Below are 19773 nucleotides of genomic sequence, written 5' to 3' on the forward strand. Positions count from 1 at the left end.
ATCGGCTTTTAGTACACTGGCGGTGGATTCACTAACAGGATTTGTCGTATGCCTTCTTTCGATGTCGTTTCCGAAGTCGACAAGCATGAACTGAGCAATGCGGTCGACCAGGCCAATCGCGAACTGTCCACCCGTTTCGACTTCAAGGGCACCGATGCCAAGTTCGAACTCGATGGCTTCGTGGTGACGCAATCGGCGCCCAGCGTTTTTCAATTGAACCAGATGCTGGACATCCTGCGCGGCCGCCTGTCGGCCCGCAATATCGACGTGCGTTGCATGGACGTCGGCGATCCGCTTGAAAACCTGGGCGGCGCGCGCCGCAAGGTCACCATCAAGCAAGGCATAGAGCAGGCGGTGTCCAAGAAGCTGATCGCCGAACTCAAAGCGGCCAAGATGAAGGTCGAGGCGCAGATCAACGGCGAAAAGCTGCGCATCAGCGGCAAGAAGCGCGACGACCTGCAGGCGGCCATCGCTTTGCTGCGCAAGGCCCAAGTCGATCTGCCGCTGCAATTCGATAATTTCCGCGATTAGCGGCCGGGCCCGCGTCCATGGGCCAGGGGGCCCCCGGCAGGCGGCGCGAGCCGCCTCAGTTCTTCAACCGGTACCCCGACCTGAATATCCACGCCACGATCGCCAGGCATAGCGCAAGAAAGAGCAGCGTCATGCCCAGGCTGATGTATACGTTGACGTCGGCGATGCCATAGAAGCTCCAGCGGAAGCCGCTGATCAGGTAGACCACGGGGTTGAACAGCGTGACCGTCTGCCAGAAGGGCGGCAGCATGTCGATGGAGTAAAAGCTTCCGCCCAGGAAGGTCAGCGGCGTGACGATGAGCAGGGGCACCAACTGCAGTTTTTCGAAACCGTCGGCCCAGATGCCGATGATGAAACCGAATAGGCTGAAGGTGACCGAGGTCAGCAGCAGGAAAAGCAGCATCCACAAGGGATGATCGATTTTCAGCGGGACGAAGAAACCCGCGGTCAGCAGGATGATGGCGGCCAATATGATCGATTTCGTGGCGGCGGCGCCCACATAGCTCAGGGTGATCTCGAAATACGAGACCGGAGCCGACAGCAATTCGTAGATGGTTCCCGTGAATTTCGGGAAATAGATGCCGAAGGAGGCGTTGGAGATGCTTTGCGTCAGCAGCGACAGCATGATCAGTCCCGGCACGATGAAGGCGCCGTAGCTGATGCCCTCGATCTCGGTGATGCGGTGCCCGATGGCGGCGCCGAACACCACGAAATACAGCGAAGTCGAAATGACCGGGGCGATGATGCTTTGCAGCAGGGTGCGCCACGTGCGGGCCATTTCAAAGGCATAGATGGCGCGGATTGCATGGATGTTCATCGGGCGGGGCTCCGTACCAGCTTCACGAAAATCTCTTCCAGCGAGCTTTGCTTGGTCTGCAGGTCCTTGAAGGCGATGCCGGCCTGGCCCAGGTCTTTGAACAGGTCGGCAATGTCATTGTGGCGGCGCTGCGTGTCGTAGGTGTAGACGATTTCATTGCCCTCGGCCGCCAGTTCCAGCTGGTAGGGCGCCAGTAGCGGCGGCAGCGACGGCAGGGGCTGCAGCAATTGCAGGGTCAGCTGTTTTTTGCCCAGCTTGCGCATGAGTTCGGCCTTGTTTTCCACCAGGACGATCTCGCCGTTGTTGATCACGCCCACGCGGTCGGCCATTTCCTCCGCCTCTTCGATGTAGTGGGTGGTCAGGATGATGGTGACGCCGGTGTCGCGCAGGGATCTGACCACCTGCCACATTTCCTTGCGCAGGGATACGTCCACCCCGGCGGTCGGCTCATCGAGGAAAAGTATCTGCGGCTCGTGTGACAGCGCCTTGGCGATCAGCACGCGCCGCTTCATGCCGCCGGACAGCGTGATCAGCTTGTTGTCTTTTTTGTCCCACAGGGACAGGGCCCGCAGGATTTTCTCGATGTGCCCCGGGTCGGCGGGCTTGCCGAACAGGCCCCGGCTGAAGCTGACCGTGGCCCAAACGGTCTCGAAGGCGTCGGTCGTCAGCTCCTGCGGCACCAGGCCGATTTTCGACCGCGCCGCGCGGTAGTCGCGGACGATGTCGTGCCCGTCGGCCAGGACCGTGCCGGCGCTGGGCTTGACCAGCCCGCAGATGATGCTGATGAGCGTCGTCTTGCCGGCGCCGTTCGGACCCAGAAGGGCGAATATCTCGCCCCGGTGGATGTCCAGGTTGATGTTCTTGAGCGCCCGAAAGCCCGACGAGTAGATCTTGTCCAGGCCGGATACGGAGATAATGGAGGGCATGATGATTTTCCGACTCGACTGCGTCACAATACCATAATCATGGACACCATTTTCGCGCCTGCCGTGCGCGCGACCGGTTTCAAAAGGTAGCCGTTTCATGCGCTTGAACCCGCACACCGCCTTGCTTACGCCCGGCCAGATGACCAGGGCCGATCAGGCCGCCATACAGCGCGGCGTAAGCGGCATCGCGCTGATGGAGGCGGCCGGCGCAGCGGTGGCCAATGCCGTGGCGGCCCACTGGAGCCGCCGGCCGGTGCTGATTGCCTGCGGCCCGGGCAACAACGGCGGCGATGGCTTCGTGGCGGCGCGCCACCTGCAAGGGGCGGGCTGGCCGGTCACGGTGGGTTTGCTTGGCGGCAAAAGGCCCTCATCGGGCGATGCCGCCCACCATGCCTCGCTGTGGGATGGGCCGGTCAAGCCGCTGTCCGTCGATTTGCTGGACGGCGCCGGGTTGCTGATCGACGCCCTGTTCGGCGCCGGCCTGTCGCGTCCGCTGGAAGGACAGGCCGCCGAATTCATCGCCGCCCTGAAGCAACGCGACATTCCGGTGTGCGCGGTCGATGTGCCCAGCGGCCTGGACGGCGGCAGCGGCGCCATCCTGGGCGACGCCGCGCCCGCCCGCCTGACCGTCACTTTCTTCAGAAAAAAACCCGGACACGTCCTGATGCCGGGCAAAAGCCTGTGCGGCCGATTGCTGCTGGCCGACATCGGCATACCGGCTTCCGTCCTGGACGATATCGGACCCGCCCTTTTCGAGAATGCGCCCGATCTCTGGCTGCCGCTGTTTCCCTGGCCCAGCGAGCAGGGGCACAAATACCAGCGCGGGCATGCATTGGTGGTGGGCGGCCGCATCATGACCGGCGCGGCGCGCCTTGCCGCCCAGGCGTGCGCGCGTATCGGGGCGGGGCTGGTCACGGTGGCGGCCCCGGCATCGGTCTGGCCCATTTATGCCACCGCGCTGACCGGCATCATGGTGCATCCCATGCGCGAATCGGGCGGGCTGGACGACATCCTGGCCGATGCGCGCATCAACGCGGTGATCGTGGGCCCGGGTGCGGGAATTTCCGATACGACAAGAAGGCATGCGCTTCAGGCTTTGGCCGGAAAGCGCGCCGTGGTGCTCGATGCGGACGCCATCAGCGTTTTCGGGTCCGATCCGCAATCCTTGTTCGACGCCATACAGGGGCCCTGCGTGCTGACGCCTCACGAAGGGGAGTTCAACCGCATCTTTTCAGCCAGCGGCAACAAGCTCGAGCGCGCCCGCCATGCGGCCGCGCATAGCGGGGCGGTGGTGGTGTTGAAGGGGGCCGACACCGTCATCGCCTCGCCCGACGGGCGCGCGATCGTCAACGGCAACGCGCCGCCCCAACTGGCCACGGGAGGCACCGGCGACGTGCTGGCCGGCCTGATCGCGGGCCTGATGGCCCAGGGCATGGAGGCCTTCGCCGCTGCCGCCGCCGCCGTATGGGTGCATGGCGAAGCGGCCAGGCTGTTCGGTCCGGGGCTGGTGTCCGAGGATCTGCACCATAAGGTGCCCCGGGTGCTAAGGGGCCTGCAAGCCCGATTGCGGGCCGGCGCTGCACAGGCTAGTGGGACATCAGGACCGGCACCGTCATCGAATTGAGCAGCGTGCGCGAGGCGCCGCCCATGATCCACTGCCGCATGCGGCTGTGTCCGTAGGCGCCCATGACGATCAGGTCGCTGTCTTCGTCGGTGGCCGTGTTCAGGATGATGTTGCCTACGCCGTAGTCCTCGCTTTGCTTGAAGATCTCGCGCGGCTTGGGATAGCCCAGGGCCGCGCAGTAGTCGGCAAAGTCGTTTTCGTGCAGGTCTTTTCCGGCAAGATAATCGGGATGCGGATCGACCGTCAGCACGGTCAGCCGGGAACATGCATGCAGCAGCGGCGCCGCATCCGAGAATGCCCGCGCCGCTTCGCGCCTATGGTCCCAGCAGAACAGCACCCGCCGGCCTATGGGGTTTACCTCGCCCACCGCCGGTATCATCAGCACGGGCTTGCCCGCGGCCATGATCACGGCTTCGGCCAGGTTGGGCGCCAGCGAAGCCGCCGAGTCCCTGTGGCCGGCCTTGCTCATGACAAGCAGGTCGCAATACCGCGCGTGCAGGGCAAGGACCTCTTCGGCGCTGCCTTTGGGCGCGCGCCACTGGGCGCGTACGCCGGCGGTGCCCGTTTGTTCGAGAAACGTCTTCTGCACCGATACGCGCGCCTGCTCGAACCGGCTGTCGGCCAGCTTTTGCATCTCTTCGGGGATGGGAGATGTCTCGGAGTAGTAATGCGGGACGGTTTCGGGCGGGTAGATCCCGATGAGTTCGGCCTTGTGTTCGGTGGCCAGTTGCAGGGCGGCGCGCAGGCGCCGGGGCAGGCCTTCGTCGTGGCCGAGATGGATGGCGATGCGTCCGAGCATAATGAACCTCCTGTGTAGAGTGGCCGATTGCTGCTTGCAAGACTTGTCGCTGTAGGAATGATGCGCGGTTTGCTGAACAATTGAATAGTCCCGCCGGCCGTACGGGGTTTGGCGAATGGCTTGGCGTTGGCACGCTCCAATCGCGTTAAACTCCCGGTGTTCAATATAGGGCCGGACAGACGATGACCTTCGGCCCATGCCTCGAGAACCTTGCATGTCCGACGTAATTGCCCTGATATTCGATTTCGACGATACGCTGGCCCCAGACAGCACCACCGGCTTTCTGGCCGATATGGGCGTCGACGTCGAGCGGTTCTGGAAGGATCAGGTGGGGCCCTTGCTGTTCGAGCACGATTGGGATCCCGTGCCGGCCTACCTGTACCAGATGATAGAACTGTCCCGGTCAGGCTCGCACGGCGCCATCACGCGCGAGCGCCTGGCGCAATGGGGCGCCCGCCTGCCGCTGCACGAGGGTGTGGGCTCCCTGTTCAGCCGCCTGCGCGCCATGGTGAAGGAACAGCACCCGCAGGTTCAACTGGAGTTCTATCTGATTTCCAGCGGCATCGGCGACGTGGTCCGGCATACGCCGATCGCACAGGAATTCACCGATATCTGGGCTTCGGAGTTCATCTATGACGACGCCGGCGCCATCCACTTCCCGAAACGGGTGGTGAGCTTCACCGACAAGACCCGCTACCTGTTCCACATACAGAAGGGCATCGTGGGCGCCTCGTCGCGCAACAAGCCTTTTGAAGTGAACAAGAAGATCCCCCAGGAAAAGCTGCGCATACCTTTCGAACAGATGATTTTCGTCGGCGACGGCTATACCGATATTCCCTGCTTTTCGCTGATACGGCGTTCGGGCGGGGTGGCCTTCGGCGTCTGGGATCCCAGGCACCGCGACAAGCGCAGCCGGGCCTGGGGCTTCATCCAGGAAGGACGCGTGTCCAACCTGAACCAGGCGCGCTACGACGAGCAGGCCGAACTGTATCAATGGCTGGAGGAAGCCGTGGAGAGCCTGGCCGGCCGCATTGCCCTGAACAACCGAATCTATCGCGGTTGAGGCGGCTATGAGCGATAGTGCGAACCCGAACGCCTTGCCGCGGTCCGTCGCGGGGGACCTGTCCGACGAAGCCGCCATGCGGCTGGCCCTGCAGCAGGCCGAACTGGCCTACGAAGCCGGGGAAGTGCCCGTCGGCGCCGTCGTCCTGGACGAAGGGGGCAGGGTGATAGGCCTGGGCTACAACCGCAGCATCACCGACCACGACCCCAGCAGCCACGCCGAAATCGTCGCCCTGCGGCAGGCCGCCGCCGCCCTCAAGAATTACCGGCTTCCGGGCGCAAGCCTTTTCGTGACCCTGGAACCCTGCGCCATGTGCATGGGCGCCATGCTGCATGCGCGCCTCTGCCGGGTCGTCTACGGGGCGGCCGATCCCAAGACGGGCGCTTGCGGCAGCGTTCTGAGCGTGCATGAAAGCACGCAGCTGAACCACAGGACGGTGGTGTCGGGCGGCGTCCTGGCCGATGAGTGCGGCGACATGCTGCGCCGTTTCTTCCGCGAGCGGCGCGCCAAGGCCAAAGGCGCCGGGCAGCCGCATTAAGGCAGCCGTATTAACGTATTAATATACCCAGCAAGTTTATCGTTTATTCCATCACAGGCAGAACCATGACGCATGCCGCGCACGACCACGATCACGACCATGACCACCAGAACGGCCCCCATCACGGTGGCCACGGGCATGCCGCGCCTGACGGCATTTACCTGATTTCGCCCTCGGGCGCGGTGGCCGACCCGCGGACGCTGGAGCGGGCGGTCGAACGGCTGGCCGGGTTGGGCTTCAAGACGGCCGTGGACCGTACGGCGCTGGCGGTGCACGAGCGCTTCGCGGGAACCGACAAGCAGCGCCTGGCCGCCATCGTCCGCGCCCTGAAGCAGAAGCGGCCCATCGTCATGGCCACGCGCGGCGGCTATGGCCTGAGCCGCCTGCTGCCTTTCATCGACTGGCGGGCGGTGGCCGACAGCGGCAAGATATTCATCGGGCAAAGCGATTTCACGGCGTTCAACCTGGCGCTGCTGGCTCAAACCGGCGCCTGCAGCTATGCGGGGCCGACGGCCGTTTTCGATTTCGGCGCGGCCAAGATGGACGACCTGACCGCGGACCTGTTTGCCGAAAGCATGCGCGGCGAACTGGAAATCCTTAGCTTCGAGTCGGCCGACAGCGACCCCGTCGACGCGCGGGGCGTATTGTGGGGGGGCAACCTGGCCATGGTCGCCTCGCTGGTGGGCACGCCCTATATGCCCAAGGTCCGGGGCGGCATCCTTTTCCTGGAGGATGTGGCGGAGCATCCCTTCCGCATCGAACGCATGCTGACCCAGCTTTGGCATGCCGGCATTCTCTCCCGGCAAAAAGCCATCGTGCTGGGTCGGTTCACCGACTACAAGCTGGGTAAGAACGATAAGGGCTACGACCTGCCCAGCGTCGTGGCCTGGCTGCGCGCCCATGTGAAGGTGCCGGTCGTGACCGGCCTGCCTTATGGCCACGTAAGGGTGAAGGCCACGCTGCCGGTGGGCAGGAAGGTCGGCGTTGCCACAGAGAAGGGCATGGCGCATCTGGTGCTGGAAGAGCATTTTTAAGGCCGGCTTGTTAAACTACTGGGTTGTTCTCTTTACTTACTACGCGAAAACCACCCAGTGATATCCACCGCAAATCTAACCATCCAGTTCGGCGCCAAACCTCTATTCGAGAACGTCAGCGTCAAGTTCGGCGACGGCAACCGCTACGGCCTCATCGGTGCCAACGGCTCGGGCAAATCGACCTTCATGAAAATCATCGGGGGCGATCTGGAGGCCAGCGCCGGCAACGTGTCGCTGGAGCCCGGAGTGCGCCTGGGGAAACTGCGCCAGGACCAGTTCGCGTATGAAGACACGCGCGTGCTGGACGTCGTCATGATGGGCCACGAGGAAATGTGGCAGGTCATGTCCGAAAGGGATGCGATCTACGCCAACCCGGACGCCACCGAAGACGACTACATGCATGCCGCGAACCTCGAGGCCAAGTTCTCGGAGTACGACGGCTATACCGCCGAAGCCCGGGCCGGCGAACTGCTGCTGGGGCTGGAGATTCCCGTCGAACAGCATCAGCTGCCCATGCGGGAGATCGCGCCGGGCTGGAAGCTGCGCGTATTGCTCGCCCAGGCGCTGTTCTCGAACCCGGACGTCCTGCTGCTGGACGAACCCACCAACAACCTGGACATCAACACCATACGCTGGCTCGAGGACGTGCTGAACAGCTACCAGAGCACGATGATCATCATCAGCCACGATCGCCACTTCCTGAACCAGGTCTGCACGCACATGGCCGACCTGGATTACCGCGAACTGCGCATCTACCCGGGCAATTACGACGACTATATGCTGGCCTCCACGCAGGCGCGCGAGCGCCAGAGCGCGGCCAATGCCAAGGCCAAGGAAAGGGTCGCCGAACTGCAGGACTTCGTGCGCCGCTTCGCCGCCAACAAATCCAAGGCCCGCCAGGCGACTTCCCGCCTGAAGCAGATCGACCGCATCAAGGCCAGCGCCGTCGAGGTCAAGCCGTCTTCCCGGGTGAATCCCTACATCCGCTTCGAACAGAGCAAGGTCCTGCACCGCCTGGCGGTCACCATCGAATCGATCTCCAAATCGTTCGATAAGCCGGTCATCAAGCCGTTTTCGGCCATGATAGAGGCTGGCCAGAAGGTGGCCATCATCGGCGCGAACGGCGTCGGTAAAACGACGCTGCTGCGCATGCTGGCTGGCGACCTGGAGCCCGACACGGGAACGGTCAAATGGTCCGACAGCGCCGACCTGGGCTATATGGCGCAGGACGTTTCCGAGCAATTCCAATCGGACAAGAATCTGTTCGACTGGCTGGCCGACTACCGCCAGGCCGGCGACGACGACCAGGCCATGCGTTCGGTGCTGGGCCGCCTGCTGTTCTCGGGCGACGACATCAACAAGGAGGTGCGGGTGCTGTCGGGCGGTGAAAAGAACCGCATGAGCTTCGGCCGCCTGATGCTGGGCCGCCATAACGTGATGCTGCTGGACGAGCCCACCAATCACCTGGACATGGAATCCATCGAATCCCTGCAGTTTGCGCTGGAACTCTATGCCGGCACCCTGATCTTCGTGTCCCACGACCGCGAGTTCGTATCGGGCCTGGCGACGCGGGTGATCGAGATCATGCCCAATGGCGAGATCCTGGACTATCAAGGCAATTACGACGATTACCTGTCGTCGCGCGGCATCGAAGCCTGATCGGCCGCGGTCATGTCCTTCACCTTGACCGGCCTGGCCTCCCACCAGGAAGAGATCAAGAAAAGCAGGTTCGCCGCGCTGGCCCTTCCCGTCCGGGATCCCGGCCAGGCCTTGCGGTTTTTCGCCCAGCACAGCTCGCCCGATGCCACGCACAACTGCTGGGCCTATCGCATCGGCGGCGAATACCGCTTCAATGACGATGGCGAGCCCGGGGGCACGGCGGGGCGCCCCATACTCCAGGCCATCGAAGGCCAGCAATGCGACCGGGTCGCCGTGCTGGTGCTGCGCTGGTTCGGCGGGATCAAGCTGGGGTCGGGCGGCCTGGTGCGCGCCTATGGCGGCGTTGCCGCGCAATGCCTGCGGCTGGCCGACAAGGTGGAACTGGTGGACGAGGTATTCGTGGACTGCCGCTGCGATTTCACGGATCTGGCCCTGGTGCAGTCCCGGTTTGCCTCGTTCGATGCGCGCGTCGTCGATGAGTCGTTCGACGGCTCGGGGGTGGACTGGCGCCTGGCGCTGCCCAGAAGCCGCGAGAAGGAACTGTGCGCGCTGGTGGCGGACCTGACGCGCGGGCGGGCGCTGTGGCGGCTTGCTTCAGCGACCGGGCCGGCCATGCAGCGCTGCGCATATTCATCCAAGCAGGACTAGAACGCGGTTTGCGTCCTGTCCGGGAAGCCGGAATGTCCGAATTGGAATATACGAATCAGACCGGCGGTTTGCCGTCTAGGCCTGCCCGTTCTGCTGGGCGGCGATTTCGGCGTGGACCTGCTCCATGTCCACTTCCTTGACCTGGGTGATCAATTCCTGCAGCTGGCTGGCGGACAGCGCGCCGGGCTGGGAAAACAGCAGGACGCGCTCGCGGAAGACCATCAGCGTGGGAATGGAGCGTATGCCCAGTCCGGCAGCCAGTTCCTGCTCTTCCTCGGTGTTCACCTTGGCGAAGGTGACGTCGTCATGCTGTTCAGAGGCTTGGTCGAAGATGGGCGCGAAATTGCGGCATGGTCCGCACCATGGCGCCCAAAAGTCCACGATCAGCGGCTTGCTTTCCTGTATGGCCGCTTGAAATGTGTCTTTGTTCAAATCGATGGTGCTCATAGCAATCCCCAAAATAAAAAAGCGGCTAGGGCAGCCGCTTACTCTGTTCTAACTGGATGTGAACATCCAGTGTACAGCCATTTCCGGCCCCTTGCGCGGCGTGGGGGGGCATCATCACTCAGGAAAGAAGGCGTACTTGATCACGAACAGGGCGGCCACCAGCAGGGTCGCCGGATGGATGTGGCGGAACTTGCCGGTGATGGCTTTCAGCACGACATAGCTGATGAAACCGAAAGCCAGGCCGTTGGCGATGGAATAGGTGAAGGGCATGATCATCGCCGCCAGGGCGGCCGGCGTGGCTTCGGTGATGTCGCTCCAGTCGATCTGGGTAATCTCGCGCAGCATCAGCCCGGCCACATACAGCAGGGCGGGAGCGGTGGCGTAAGCCGGCACCGAGCCGGCCAGCGGGGCCAGGAACAGGGACAGCAGGAACAGCACGGCTATGGTGAGCGCGGTCAGGCCGGTGCGCCCGCCCGCCTGGACGCCGGCGGCGCTTTCGATGTAGGCGGTCGTGCTGCTGGTGCCCAGGAAGGAGCCCGCGACGATGGCCGAGCTGTCGGCCAGCAGGGCGCGGCCCAGGCGGTTCGGCTTGCCTTCCTGGATGAGGTTGGCGCGGGTGGCCACGCCTATCATGGTTCCCGTGGCGTCGAAGACCTCGACCAGGACGAGCACCAGGATGACGTGGACGAAGCCTGTGTGCAGCGCGCCCATGATATCCAGCTGGAAGAAGGTGGGGGCCAGGCTGGGCGGCACCGAGAACACGCCGTAGAACTGACTGTTGCCGGTCAGCATGGACAGCACGGTGACGACCAGGATGCCGATGAGAATGGCGCCCCGGACCTTCAGTGCATCCAGCGCGGCGATGATGAAAAAGCCCAGTATCGCGAACAGGGCGGGCGCCGCCGTCAGGTCGCCCAGCGCCACCTTGGTTGCCGGATTGGCCACCACGATGCCCGAGCCGCCCAGGGCGATGATGGCCAGGAACAGGCCTATGCCCGCGGCGATGGCCGATCGCAATGAATGGGGGATGCCGTCGATCAGCCAGGACCGGATTCCGGTCAGTGTCAGCGCCACGAAGATTACGCCCGAAATGAACACGGCGCCCAGCGCCTGTTGCCAGCTGTAGCCCATGGCGCCCACGACGGTGAAGGCGAAGAAGGCGTTCAGGCCCATGCCGGGCGCCAGCCCGATGGGCCAGTTGGCCATGAAAGCCATGATCAGCGTGCCCAGCGCCGCGGCCAGGCAGGTGGCGACGAAAACGGCGCTCTTGTCCATGCCCGTGCTCGACAGGATTTCCGGATTGACGAAAATAATATAGGACATCGTCAGAAAAGTCGTGATGCCGGCCAGGATTTCGCTGCGGACCGATGTCCCGTGTTCGCGCAACTGGAATAATCGTTCGAGCATTTCCTTCCCCAGAAGAGTGGTGGATCGTGTTTGATGGATAAACGATAATGATGAAGCCTGAATTCTAAGTCCGTTTTGCCGACGGTAAACTAGCGTCCATGATTATTATCGGTTTTGAAAGTTCCTGCGATGAAACGGGCGTGGCCTTGGTCTGCACCGAAAAAGGCCTGCTGGCCCATGCCCTGCACAGCCAGATCGCCATGCACCAGGAGTACGGCGGGGTCGTCCCCGAACTGGCGTCGCGCGACCATATCCGGCGCATTCTTCCCCTGACGCGTGAGGTGATGGACAAGGCGGGCGTGGCCATGGAACAGATCGGCGCCGTGGCGTACACCGCCGGGCCGGGCCTGGCCGGCGCCTTGCTGGTGGGCGCCAGCGTGGCCCAGTCCTTTGCCTGGGCGCGCGGCCTGCCCGCCATCGCCATTCATCATCTCGAGGGGCATCTGCTGTCGCCGCTGCTTGCCAGCCCTCAGCCCGCCTTTCCTTTCGTGGCCCTGCTGGTCTCGGGAGGGCATACGCAGATCATGCGCGTGGGTGGCGTGGGCGACTACCGCCTGTTGGGCGAAACGCTGGACGATGCGGCCGGCGAAGCCTTCGACAAGACAGCCAAGCTGATGGGGCTGGGCTATCCGGGAGGGCCCGCCTTGTCCAGATTGGCGGAGCAGGGCGATCCGGCCGCTTACGACCTGCCGCGGCCCATGCTGCACAGCCGCGATCTGGATTTCAGCTTCAGCGGCCTGAAGACGGCGGTGCTGACGCGCCAGAAGGCGCTGGAGAAGGCGCCCGGCGGCATGACGCCGCAGCAGCGCGCCGACCTGGCGGCCTCCACGGAAGCGGCCATCGTCGACGTGCTGGCGGCCAAGGCCGTCAAGGCCATGAAGCAAACCGGATTGAAGCGCCTGGTGGTGGCGGGCGGCGTGGGCGCCAACCGGCATCTGCGCGAACGCCTGCTGCACGCCATGGGCAAGCTGGGCGGCGAGGTTTTCTTTCCGCCTCTGGAGCTTTGCACCGACAACGGCGCCATGATCGCCTATGCCGGCGCCCAGCGCGTCAAGGCGGGCCTGGCCGACCTGAGCGATGCAAGCCATGCCTTCACGGTCAGGCCGCGCTGGGATTTGCAGGACGTATGCCGGCAGGATGCCAGCGGCAAAGCCTTGCAGGCCGGCTAAGGCTTGTCCACCGGACGGCGGCATCCGCCGGAAGAGTCGGGCAATGCCGATGGAGCTTATTTTTTCTTGGCGCCGATGCGGCTTTCCTTGCCCGTCATGAGTCGGCTGATATTGGCCTGATGCCTGAACAGCAATACCACCGATATGACGACGATGGCCAGCGCCATGGCCTTGTCCAGTTCCCATGCCACGTTTCCGCCCAGCAGGTAATACAGGGGAGCGAAGATGGCGGCCACGATCGAGGCCAGGGACGAATACCGGAAGGCATAGGCCACGATCAGCCAGGTGGCCGCGGTGGCGAGCGCCAGCCAGGGGCTGGCGGCCAGTATCACCCCCAGCGCGGTGGCCACGCCTTTGCCGCCCTTGAAGCCCAGGAACACCGGGTAGACATGGCCCAGGAAGGCGGCCACGGCGCATATCGCCACCACGCTGCCGGGCAAGCCCATGCGCTGCACGACGTAGGCGGCGGCAATCACGGCCAGCCAGCCTTTCGCGGCATCGCCCAGCAGGGTCAGCGCGGCGGCCTTCTTGTTGCCGGTGCGCAACACGTTGGTGGCGCCCGGATTTTTCGAGCCGAAGCTGCGCGGATCAGCGAGCCCCATGGCGCGGCTGACGACCACGGCAAACGGCACGGAACCCAGCAGGTAGGACCCGAGCACCAGGCCCAGCGAGATGGCGATAGAGGTGGCAACTGACATAATTCAATGACTCCGATGGCTTGTGCGGCGATTCTACCCAGTGTCGCCCAAAACACCAAAACGACCGGGTACAATTCGCTACGTTCGGTTGAATTTTTTGGAAGGCAATGCGCATACTGGTATCCAACGACGATGGCTACAACGCCCCGGGGCTGGAAGCGCTGGCGCAGTCCCTTAAAGGGCTGGGCGATCTTACGGTGGTGGCCCCTGAAACCAACTGCAGCGGTTCGTCGAACTCATTGACGCTGAACCGTCCGCTGTCGGTGCGGCAGGCCAACAACGGTTTTTATTATGTCAACGGGACGCCCTCCGACTGCGTGCACATCGCCTTGACGGGCCTGCTCGATTTTCGCCCCGACCTGGTCGTGTCGGGCATCAACAACGGGGCCAATATGGGTGAAGACACCCTGTATTCGGGAACGGTCGCCGCCGCCACCGAGGGCTATCTGTTCGGCATTCCGGCCATTGCCTTTTCGCTCACGGAAAAAGGCTGGCAGCATATCGACGGCGCCGCGCGCATCGCGCGTCTCATCGTCGAGCGGCAAACCCTCGAACCCCTGTCCAGCCCGGTCCTGCTCAACGTCAATATCCCGGCCGTGCCGTTTGAAACCATCCAGGAGTTGCGCGTCACCCGGCTGGGCAAGCGCCATCCCTCCGAGCCCGTCGTCAAGAGCAGCACTCCCTATGGCGATCCGGTGTACTGGATAGGCCCCGTGGGGCGTGTGTCCGACTCCGCGTCCGACACCGACTTCGGCGCCATAGAGCAGCACGCCGTCTCGATTACGCCTTTGCGATTCGACCTGACTCATCATGAGCAGTTAAGCCAGATCAGAGACTGGGCGGAGCCGCTATGCGCAAACCGGTAGCGCCTTTCCCCTTTGCCAGCGGCACCACGAACCGCTTCGGCCGGTCCAGCCTGGGCGGTGGGGTGTCGGCCGCCAACAGCAATACCCGCATCTTCGGCCCCGGCAACCCCGCGTCCAGCGCGCCGGCGGCGGGGCGGCGAGCTTCAACAATGGTCAACTTGGGCTTGAATTCCGAGCGTTCGCGCGGCATGATGATCCAGCGCCTGCGCAACCAGGGCATACAGGACGAAAGAGTGCTGGATGCCATGATGGCCGTGCCCCGGCATGTGTTCGTCGACGAGGGCCTGGCCAGCCGGGCCTACGAAGACGCGGCGCTGCCCATCGGGCACAGCCAGACCATTTCGCAGCCCTGGGTCGTGGCCCGCATGATTTCCGCCGTGTGCGAAAATCGCGTTCCGGTTAAAGTACTGGAAGTGGGCGCAGGCTGCGGTTATCAGGCGGCGGTGCTTGCCCAGTTCATCAAGGAAGTGCACGCCATCGAGCGTATACGCGGACTGTACGAGCTCGCACGCGAGCACCTCAGGGCGCAGAAACTTATAGGTCGTGTCCGCCTCACCTTTGGCGATGGCATGGCAGGATTGCCCGGAATTGCGCCATTCGATGCCATCGTCATCGCGGCGGCCGGTATTAAAATTCCCCAGGCCTTGCTGGAACAGTTAGCCATTGGGGGTCGTTTGATCGCCCCGGAGGGGACAACGGCGCAGCGCCTGATTCTCATCGAGCGTACCGGTGCCGCCACATGGCACCGTGAAGAGCTCGAATCGGTCCGCTTTGTCCCGCTTCGGCCAGGAACACAGTCTTAAGCATTCAGGAGAGCCACATGCACGCAGGGACGTTTCGGTCTACCGCTCCGACACTTGAACACCCTAAACGCACATCCCGGTATTTGGTGCTTGGCGCCGTCATTGCCACCAGCATTCTGGCTGGATGCGCATCCCGAACCACGCAGGCGCCTGTTACCGACATGTCGGGCGGCGCCGTGGCGCCGGCCGCCGGCGGCACCTATGTCGTCAAGGCGGGCGACACGCTGTACAAGATCGCCCAGGCCAACAACATCGAGGTGGCCGAGCTCACCCGCCTGAACAACATCAGCGATCCCAGCCAGCTGCGCATCGGGCAGGTGCTGCGGCTCGATTCGTCCGGCCCTGCGCCGGCGCCCGCCGTTGCCACGCCGGTCCCCGTCACGCCCGTCAAGCCGGTCGAGCCCACCAGCAGCGTCCGTGCCAGCGATGCTAACATCATCAACTGGGCGTGGCCGGCCACCGGGAAAATCATCCAGAGCTTCAATGCCAACACCAAGGGCATCGATATCGCCGGCGCCGCCGGCGACCCCGTGCTTGCAGCCGCGGACGGCAAGGTCATGTATGCCGGCAATGGCGTGCGCGGCCTGGGCAATCTCATTCTTCTCGGACACAGCGACGGCTTCATCACCGCCTATGCCCATAATCAGACGCTGCTTGTGAAGACCGGGGAGCAGATCAAGAAGGGCGCCAAGATCGCAGCCATCGGGCAGACCGACACCAGTTCGCCGCGCCTGCACTTTGAAATCCGCCGCCGCGGCACGCCGGTCAATCCCTTGTCCTACCTGCCCGCGCGATGACGCCGACCCTGGTCTTCGACCTGGAAACCATACCCGATGCCCAGGGCCTGCGGCGCCTGAATCCCGAATGGGATGCGGGCATGTCCGATACCCAGGTCATCGAGGCGGCGCTGGCCGCCCGGCGGGAATCCCACGGCACCGACTTCCTTCCCCTGCATTTGCACAAGGTGGCGGTAGTCGGCTGCGTGTTCCGGGACGACCAGGGTTTTCGCGTCAAGACCCTGGGCAACGCCGACGATCCCGAGGCCGTGCTGCTGGCGGGCTTCTTCAAGACCATAGAGCGCTATACGCCCAGGCTGGTCAGCTGGAACGGTTCGGGCTTCGACCTGCCCGTGCTGCATTACCGCAGCCTGATCCACGCCGTTCCCGCTCCGCGCTATTGGGACACCGGCGAGGACGACCGGGATTTCAAGTTCAACAACTACATCAGCCGCTATCACAATCGCCACGTCGACCTGATGGATCTGCTGGCCAAGTACAACGGTCGCGCCAATGCGCCGCTGGACGAGCTTGCCAAGCTCTGCGGTTTTCCGGGCAAACTGGGCATGGATGGCAGCCAGGTCTGGAAGGCCTGGTCCGAAGGCAAGGCCGATGAGGTCCGGGCCTATTGCGAAACCGATGTGGTGAACACTTGGCTGGTGTATTGCCGTTTTCGCTACCTGAAAGGCGAACTGGACCGCATCGCCTACGACGCCGAAGTTCAACTGGTGCGCGATACCCTGCAGGCCAGCTCCGCGCCGCATTGGATCGAGTACATGGCCTCCTGGGGCGATGCTGCGTGTTAGAACCGGCGTTTGAAACCGGCTGAAAAAATTCCGGCATGGCTTGAAACAGGGTGGAAACCGGTAGGCCCGCACAATGAAGGCTCCTAACGTCTTAAAAGGAATCTTCCCTCATGCAGACCTCCAAGCTATCCGTATCCCTGAAGTTGGCCGCCGTGAGCGCCGCCCTGGCGGTTTGCGGCGCATCGTTTGCCGCAGCCGGCCCGGCCGCGGCCGCCTCCGGACAGGAAAACCCGGCCGCCGTGTCCGGCGCTCATGTGGACAAGGCGGGCAAGCATCACAAGTCCATGCATCGGCACATGCACCGCCATCTGCGCGACGCCGCCATGTGGGTGCCGGGCTATGGCCCCCTGGGCAAGGATTTCGTCCAATCGCTGGCCCTGAACGACAGCCAGAGCGCATTGCTGGATTCCGCAAAGGCCGAGCAGAAAGAAGTGCGCGCCCAACGGCGCCAGGCGATGAAGTCCTCCATGAAAGAGAAGGCCGAACAGGTCAAATCCGGGAAACTCGATCCTCGCGCAGCCTTGAAGCAAGGTGAACAGGCGCGGGAAAAGGCCCGTTCGGAACGCAGCAAGATCGACGAGAAATGGCTGGCCGTCTGGGATGCGCTGGACGCTACGCAGCAGCAGAAGGTGGCCGCTCACTTCAGCGAGCGCGCCGAGAAATTCGCCAAACACGCGGCGAAGCGCAAGGAGCACCGCCAGCAGGCCGCCCCGGCCGTCGAGAAAGCCTCTTCGTAGGAGCATGCAGCGATCGAACCGGCCCGAGGGCCGGTTTTTTTTACATGGAGCCGCCGTCAACGCGGCCGCATATCACGGAGCGTCATGAAACGACAGTTCCAGGCCGATTCGTTGTCCGCTGCGCACGCGGCTGACTGCGTGCTTGAGATTGACGCGGTAATAGCCCTTGCTGCCTTTGAGCGGCCGTTGCGCCGTGGCGATGACGGCGGCGTCCCCCCGCTGCAGAGGCAGAACCATCGGGCGTGACTGCATGCGCGGACGCTGTTCGGTCATCACGAACTCTCCGCCCGTGAAATCCGTGCCTGCCGCGGCCAGCAGGGCGACCACTTGCATGGGAAATACATGCTCGCCCTCGCTTTGCCGGTGCAGCGCCATGTAGTCCGATTCACCCAGTCGACTCAGGTGGCTCAAGGGCCGGGTCTGGCCCGCTTCCCGATTGCGCTGCAGGAATTCCTCCAGTAGCGCCGGGTAGCGATAGGCCGCATCCAGCGCTTCGTTCCAGCGGTTGGCGATGGGAGCCAGATGCTCATAGAAGGCTTTGCGCCATGCCGCCAGGGGGTCGGGCAGGTCGCTTTGGAAGACATACAGATCGCCACGCCCAAGGTCGAGTGACGACAGCGGTTCATGGCGCAGGGCTGCGTCGCCGCCGATCCGCTGTGCCAGGGCGTGTACCTGTTCGGGAGCGAGCAGACCGGGAAGCACGGCGTAGCCTTCGCTATCCATCTGGCCGGCGATGGCTGCCCAATCCAGGTTCTTCAATTCGGTCGAGGGTGGCATCATCGGAAAACCTTGTTCAAGCCGGGACTTCGGCGCCGGCGCTTTTGCTTCATGTCCCGACGGCAGCCCGGACAGCCATTATCGCGCCATCGCCCTGGTACGCAGTCTAGCGATCGGCGCCTACATTGAAACTCCGATTCCTGCGGTCGAGTTCGAGACCGGATGCCTGGAACCCGGAGCGAAACGGGCGATTCATTGTTCGGGCCTGCCACGGCGATGCGGGCGCCGTCCGCATCCGGGTAAAATTCGGGCCTGCTTTCTAGGATTTTCCGGATAATGACGCTTGAAGTATTTGATATAGAGTCGCTCGACCTTGAAGCGCGGGGCATTGCCCGCCGCGAGGGCAAGGTCGTATTTGTGGACGGCGCGCTGCCGGGTGAAAAGGTATTGGCCAGCATAAGCCGGCAAAAAGCCACCTACGACACGGCCAGGCTGGAGCGGGTGCTCAAGCCCTCGCCGCAGCGCACGGAACCGCCCTGTCCCTATTTCGGGGTCTGCGGGGGCTGCGCCATGCAGCATCTGGAGCCGGCCGCCCAGGTGGCGGTGAAACAGCGCGTCCTCGAGGATGCGCTGGGGCATATCGGCAAGGTGCAGCCCGCCATGGTATTGCCGCCCTTGCACGGCCCCACTTTCGGCTATCGCTATCGCGCCCGCCTGTCGGTCCGGCATGTGGCCAAGAAGGGCGGCGTCCTGGTGGGCTTTCGCGAGCGCCGCGGCAGCTACGTGGCCGACATCAGGGAATGCAGGGTCTTGCCGCCGCATGTCTCTGGCATGTTGCTGCCTTTGCGCGAGTTGATCGGCTCACTGTCGCGCCCCGACCGGTTTCCGCAGATTGAAGTCGCGGTCGGAGACCGCACAACAGCCTTGCTGCTGCGCCACATGGAAGCGCTGACGCCGTCGGACGTCGCCTTGCTGAGGGAGTTCGCCGCCCGCCACGACGTGACTTGGTGGCTGCAGTCCAAGGGGCCTGAAACAGTGCGTCCGCTGGATGCCGAAGACGCCGACAAGCTGGCCTATGCCTTGCCCGAGTTCGGCCTGCGCATGCCTTACCGCCCGACCGATTTCACCCAGGTCAACCATGCCATCAACCGCACGCTGATATCCAAGGCCATCGGCCTGCTGGATGTGCAGCCCGAGGACCGGGTCGCCGACCTGTTTTGCGGATTGGGCAATTTCACCTTGCCCCTGGCTACCCGCGCGGCCAGTGCGGTGGGGGTGGAAGGCAGCTCGGCCCTGACGGAAAGGGCCATGGAAGCGGCCCGCCGGCACGGCCTGGAGGACAAGACCCGTTTTGCGACCTTGAATCTGTTCGAGGTGGACGTGCAATGGCTGCGGGATCTGGGGCGCTTCGATCGCGTGCTGATCGATCCGCCTCGCGAAGGCGCCGAATCGGTGGCGCGGGCGCTTGCGGCGCTGGCCCCCGCGGAAAGGCCCCGGCGCATCGTCTATGTGTCCTGCAGCCCCGCCACGCTGGCGCGCGATGCGGGAATACTGGTGCACGAGGGCGGCTATAGCTTGCAGAGCGCGGGAGTGATCAATATGTTCCCGCACACCGGCCATGTGGAATCAATAGCCGTGTTCGATGCCTGAGCCCTGAGGGGCCCTTCGCCATGCTGCCTGACGCGGCGCGGCGGCTGCGGCTTCCGGC

At 63.7% G+C, this 19773-nt stretch carries 21 protein-coding genes; 14 read left to right on the forward strand and 7 right to left on the reverse strand.

What is annotated here, in order from left to right:
• Nucleotides 1–48 precede the first annotated feature (48 nt).
• Complete coding sequence (locus OEG81_RS08290) at nt 49–531, forward strand: YajQ family cyclic di-GMP-binding protein (RefSeq protein WP_264132251.1); 483 nt, start codon at nt 49–51, stop codon at nt 529–531.
• A gap of 55 nt (nt 532–586) precedes the next feature.
• Here the strand turns inward: OEG81_RS08290 and OEG81_RS08295 are convergent, their stop codons facing one another.
• Both OEG81_RS08295 and OEG81_RS08300 read right to left on the reverse strand, forming a co-directional pair.
• Nucleotides 587–1348: an ABC transporter permease gene (locus OEG81_RS08295; protein WP_264132252.1), complete on the reverse strand. Its 762-nt coding sequence runs from the start codon at nt 1346–1348 to the stop codon at nt 587–589.
• Complete coding sequence (locus tag OEG81_RS08300) at nt 1345–2274, reverse strand: ABC transporter ATP-binding protein (protein ID WP_264132253.1); 930 nt, start codon at nt 2272–2274, stop codon at nt 1345–1347. Before OEG81_RS08300 ends, OEG81_RS08295 begins: the two co-directional genes overlap by 4 nt.
• A 97-nt stretch (nt 2275–2371) precedes the next feature.
• On the opposite strand from OEG81_RS08300, the gene OEG81_RS08305 reads away from it, so the two are divergent.
• Nucleotides 2372–3898 (forward strand): NAD(P)H-hydrate dehydratase, encoded by a 1527-nt coding sequence (locus OEG81_RS08305; protein ID WP_264132254.1) that lies wholly within the window; start codon nt 2372–2374, stop codon nt 3896–3898.
• Here the strand turns inward: OEG81_RS08305 and OEG81_RS08310 are convergent.
• A complete protein-coding gene (locus OEG81_RS08310; RefSeq protein WP_264132255.1) occupies nt 3861–4697 on the reverse strand; it encodes a universal stress protein in 837 nt (278 codons plus the stop codon). The genes OEG81_RS08305 and OEG81_RS08310 overlap by 38 nt on opposite strands.
• Nucleotides 4698–4911: 214 nt before the next feature.
• Between OEG81_RS08310 and OEG81_RS08315 the strand changes: the two genes are divergently transcribed.
• The 5 genes from OEG81_RS08315 (at nt 4912) to OEG81_RS08335 (ending at nt 9639) form a co-directional block, all read left to right on the forward strand.
• Entirely contained in the window at nt 4912–5760 is an 849-nt protein-coding gene (locus OEG81_RS08315; RefSeq protein ID WP_264132256.1) for an HAD family hydrolase, read from the forward strand.
• A gap of 7 nt (nt 5761–5767) precedes the next feature.
• Nucleotides 5768–6298 (forward strand): tRNA adenosine(34) deaminase TadA, encoded by a 531-nt coding sequence (gene tadA, locus OEG81_RS08320; protein WP_412034123.1) that lies wholly within the window; start codon nt 5768–5770, stop codon nt 6296–6298.
• Between the two features lie 65 nt (nt 6299–6363).
• The gene (locus OEG81_RS08325) at nt 6364–7332 is read left to right on the forward strand and encodes an LD-carboxypeptidase (protein WP_264132257.1); all 969 of its coding nucleotides are present in this window, start codon (nt 6364–6366) and stop codon (nt 7330–7332) included.
• Between the two features lie 57 nt (nt 7333–7389).
• Complete coding sequence (locus tag OEG81_RS08330) at nt 7390–8991, forward strand: ABC-F family ATPase (RefSeq protein ID WP_264132258.1); 1602 nt, start codon at nt 7390–7392, stop codon at nt 8989–8991.
• Nucleotides 8992–9003: 12 nt separating this feature from the next.
• Complete coding sequence (locus OEG81_RS08335) at nt 9004–9639, forward strand: IMPACT family protein (protein WP_264132259.1); 636 nt, start codon at nt 9004–9006, stop codon at nt 9637–9639.
• Nucleotides 9640–9714: 75 nt separating this feature from the next.
• Here the strand turns inward: OEG81_RS08335 and trxA are convergent, their stop codons facing one another.
• Together trxA and OEG81_RS08345 are read right to left on the reverse strand one after the other, a co-directional pair.
• A complete protein-coding gene (gene trxA / locus OEG81_RS08340) occupies nt 9715–10086 on the reverse strand; it encodes a thioredoxin (protein WP_264132260.1) in 372 nt (123 codons plus the stop codon).
• 114 nt (nt 10087–10200) lie between these two features.
• Nucleotides 10201–11493 (reverse strand): NCS2 family permease, encoded by a 1293-nt coding sequence (locus tag OEG81_RS08345; protein ID WP_264132261.1) that lies wholly within the window; start codon nt 11491–11493, stop codon nt 10201–10203.
• A gap of 98 nt (nt 11494–11591) precedes the next feature.
• Between OEG81_RS08345 and tsaD the strand changes: the two genes are divergently transcribed.
• Complete coding sequence (tsaD, locus tag OEG81_RS08350) at nt 11592–12662, forward strand: tRNA (adenosine(37)-N6)-threonylcarbamoyltransferase complex transferase subunit TsaD (RefSeq protein ID WP_264132262.1); 1071 nt, start codon at nt 11592–11594, stop codon at nt 12660–12662.
• A 56-nt stretch (nt 12663–12718) separates the two neighbouring features.
• On the opposite strand, the gene plsY is transcribed toward tsaD, so the two are convergent.
• Nucleotides 12719–13360 (reverse strand): glycerol-3-phosphate 1-O-acyltransferase PlsY, encoded by a 642-nt coding sequence (plsY, locus tag OEG81_RS08355; RefSeq protein ID WP_264132263.1) that lies wholly within the window; start codon nt 13358–13360, stop codon nt 12719–12721.
• Nucleotides 13361–13467: 107 nt separating this feature from the next.
• On the opposite strand from plsY, the gene surE reads away from it, so the two are divergent.
• The 5 genes from surE (at nt 13468) to OEG81_RS08380 (ending at nt 17348) form a co-directional block, all read left to right on the forward strand.
• Nucleotides 13468–14226, forward strand: coding sequence for a 5'/3'-nucleotidase SurE (gene surE / locus OEG81_RS08360; protein WP_264132264.1), 759 nt, complete (start codon nt 13468–13470; stop codon nt 14224–14226).
• Nucleotides 14211–15029 (forward strand): protein-L-isoaspartate(D-aspartate) O-methyltransferase, encoded by an 819-nt coding sequence (locus OEG81_RS08365; protein ID WP_264132266.1) that lies wholly within the window; start codon nt 14211–14213, stop codon nt 15027–15029. Before surE ends, OEG81_RS08365 begins: the two co-directional genes overlap by 16 nt.
• A 17-nt stretch (nt 15030–15046) precedes the next feature.
• The gene (locus tag OEG81_RS08370) at nt 15047–15826 is read left to right on the forward strand and encodes a peptidoglycan DD-metalloendopeptidase family protein (protein WP_264132267.1); all 780 of its coding nucleotides are present in this window, start codon (nt 15047–15049) and stop codon (nt 15824–15826) included.
• The gene (locus OEG81_RS08375) at nt 15823–16611 is read left to right on the forward strand and encodes a 3'-5' exonuclease (RefSeq protein ID WP_264132268.1); all 789 of its coding nucleotides are present in this window, start codon (nt 15823–15825) and stop codon (nt 16609–16611) included. Before OEG81_RS08370 ends, OEG81_RS08375 begins: the two co-directional genes overlap by 4 nt.
• Nucleotides 16612–16721: 110 nt before the next feature.
• Entirely contained in the window at nt 16722–17348 is a 627-nt protein-coding gene (locus OEG81_RS08380; RefSeq protein ID WP_264132269.1) for a hypothetical protein, read from the forward strand.
• 72 nt (nt 17349–17420) lie between these two features.
• Here the strand turns inward: OEG81_RS08380 and OEG81_RS08385 are convergent, their stop codons facing one another.
• The gene (locus tag OEG81_RS08385; RefSeq protein WP_412034135.1) at nt 17421–18125 is read right to left on the reverse strand and encodes a 2OG-Fe(II) oxygenase; all 705 of its coding nucleotides are present in this window, start codon (nt 18123–18125) and stop codon (nt 17421–17423) included.
• A 276-nt stretch (nt 18126–18401) separates the two neighbouring features.
• Here OEG81_RS08385 and rlmD point away from each other — a divergent pair, with 276 nt between their 5' ends.
• On the forward strand, nt 18402–19715 hold the full coding sequence (gene rlmD, locus OEG81_RS08390) for a 23S rRNA (uracil(1939)-C(5))-methyltransferase RlmD (protein ID WP_264132271.1): 1314 nt from the start codon (nt 18402–18404) through the stop codon (nt 19713–19715).
• Nucleotides 19716–19773 lie beyond the last annotated feature (58 nt).

The sequence above is a fragment of the Pollutimonas sp. M17 genome, assembly GCF_025836975.1.
In the GTDB taxonomy this organism is placed as follows: domain Bacteria; phylum Pseudomonadota; class Gammaproteobacteria; order Burkholderiales; family Burkholderiaceae_B.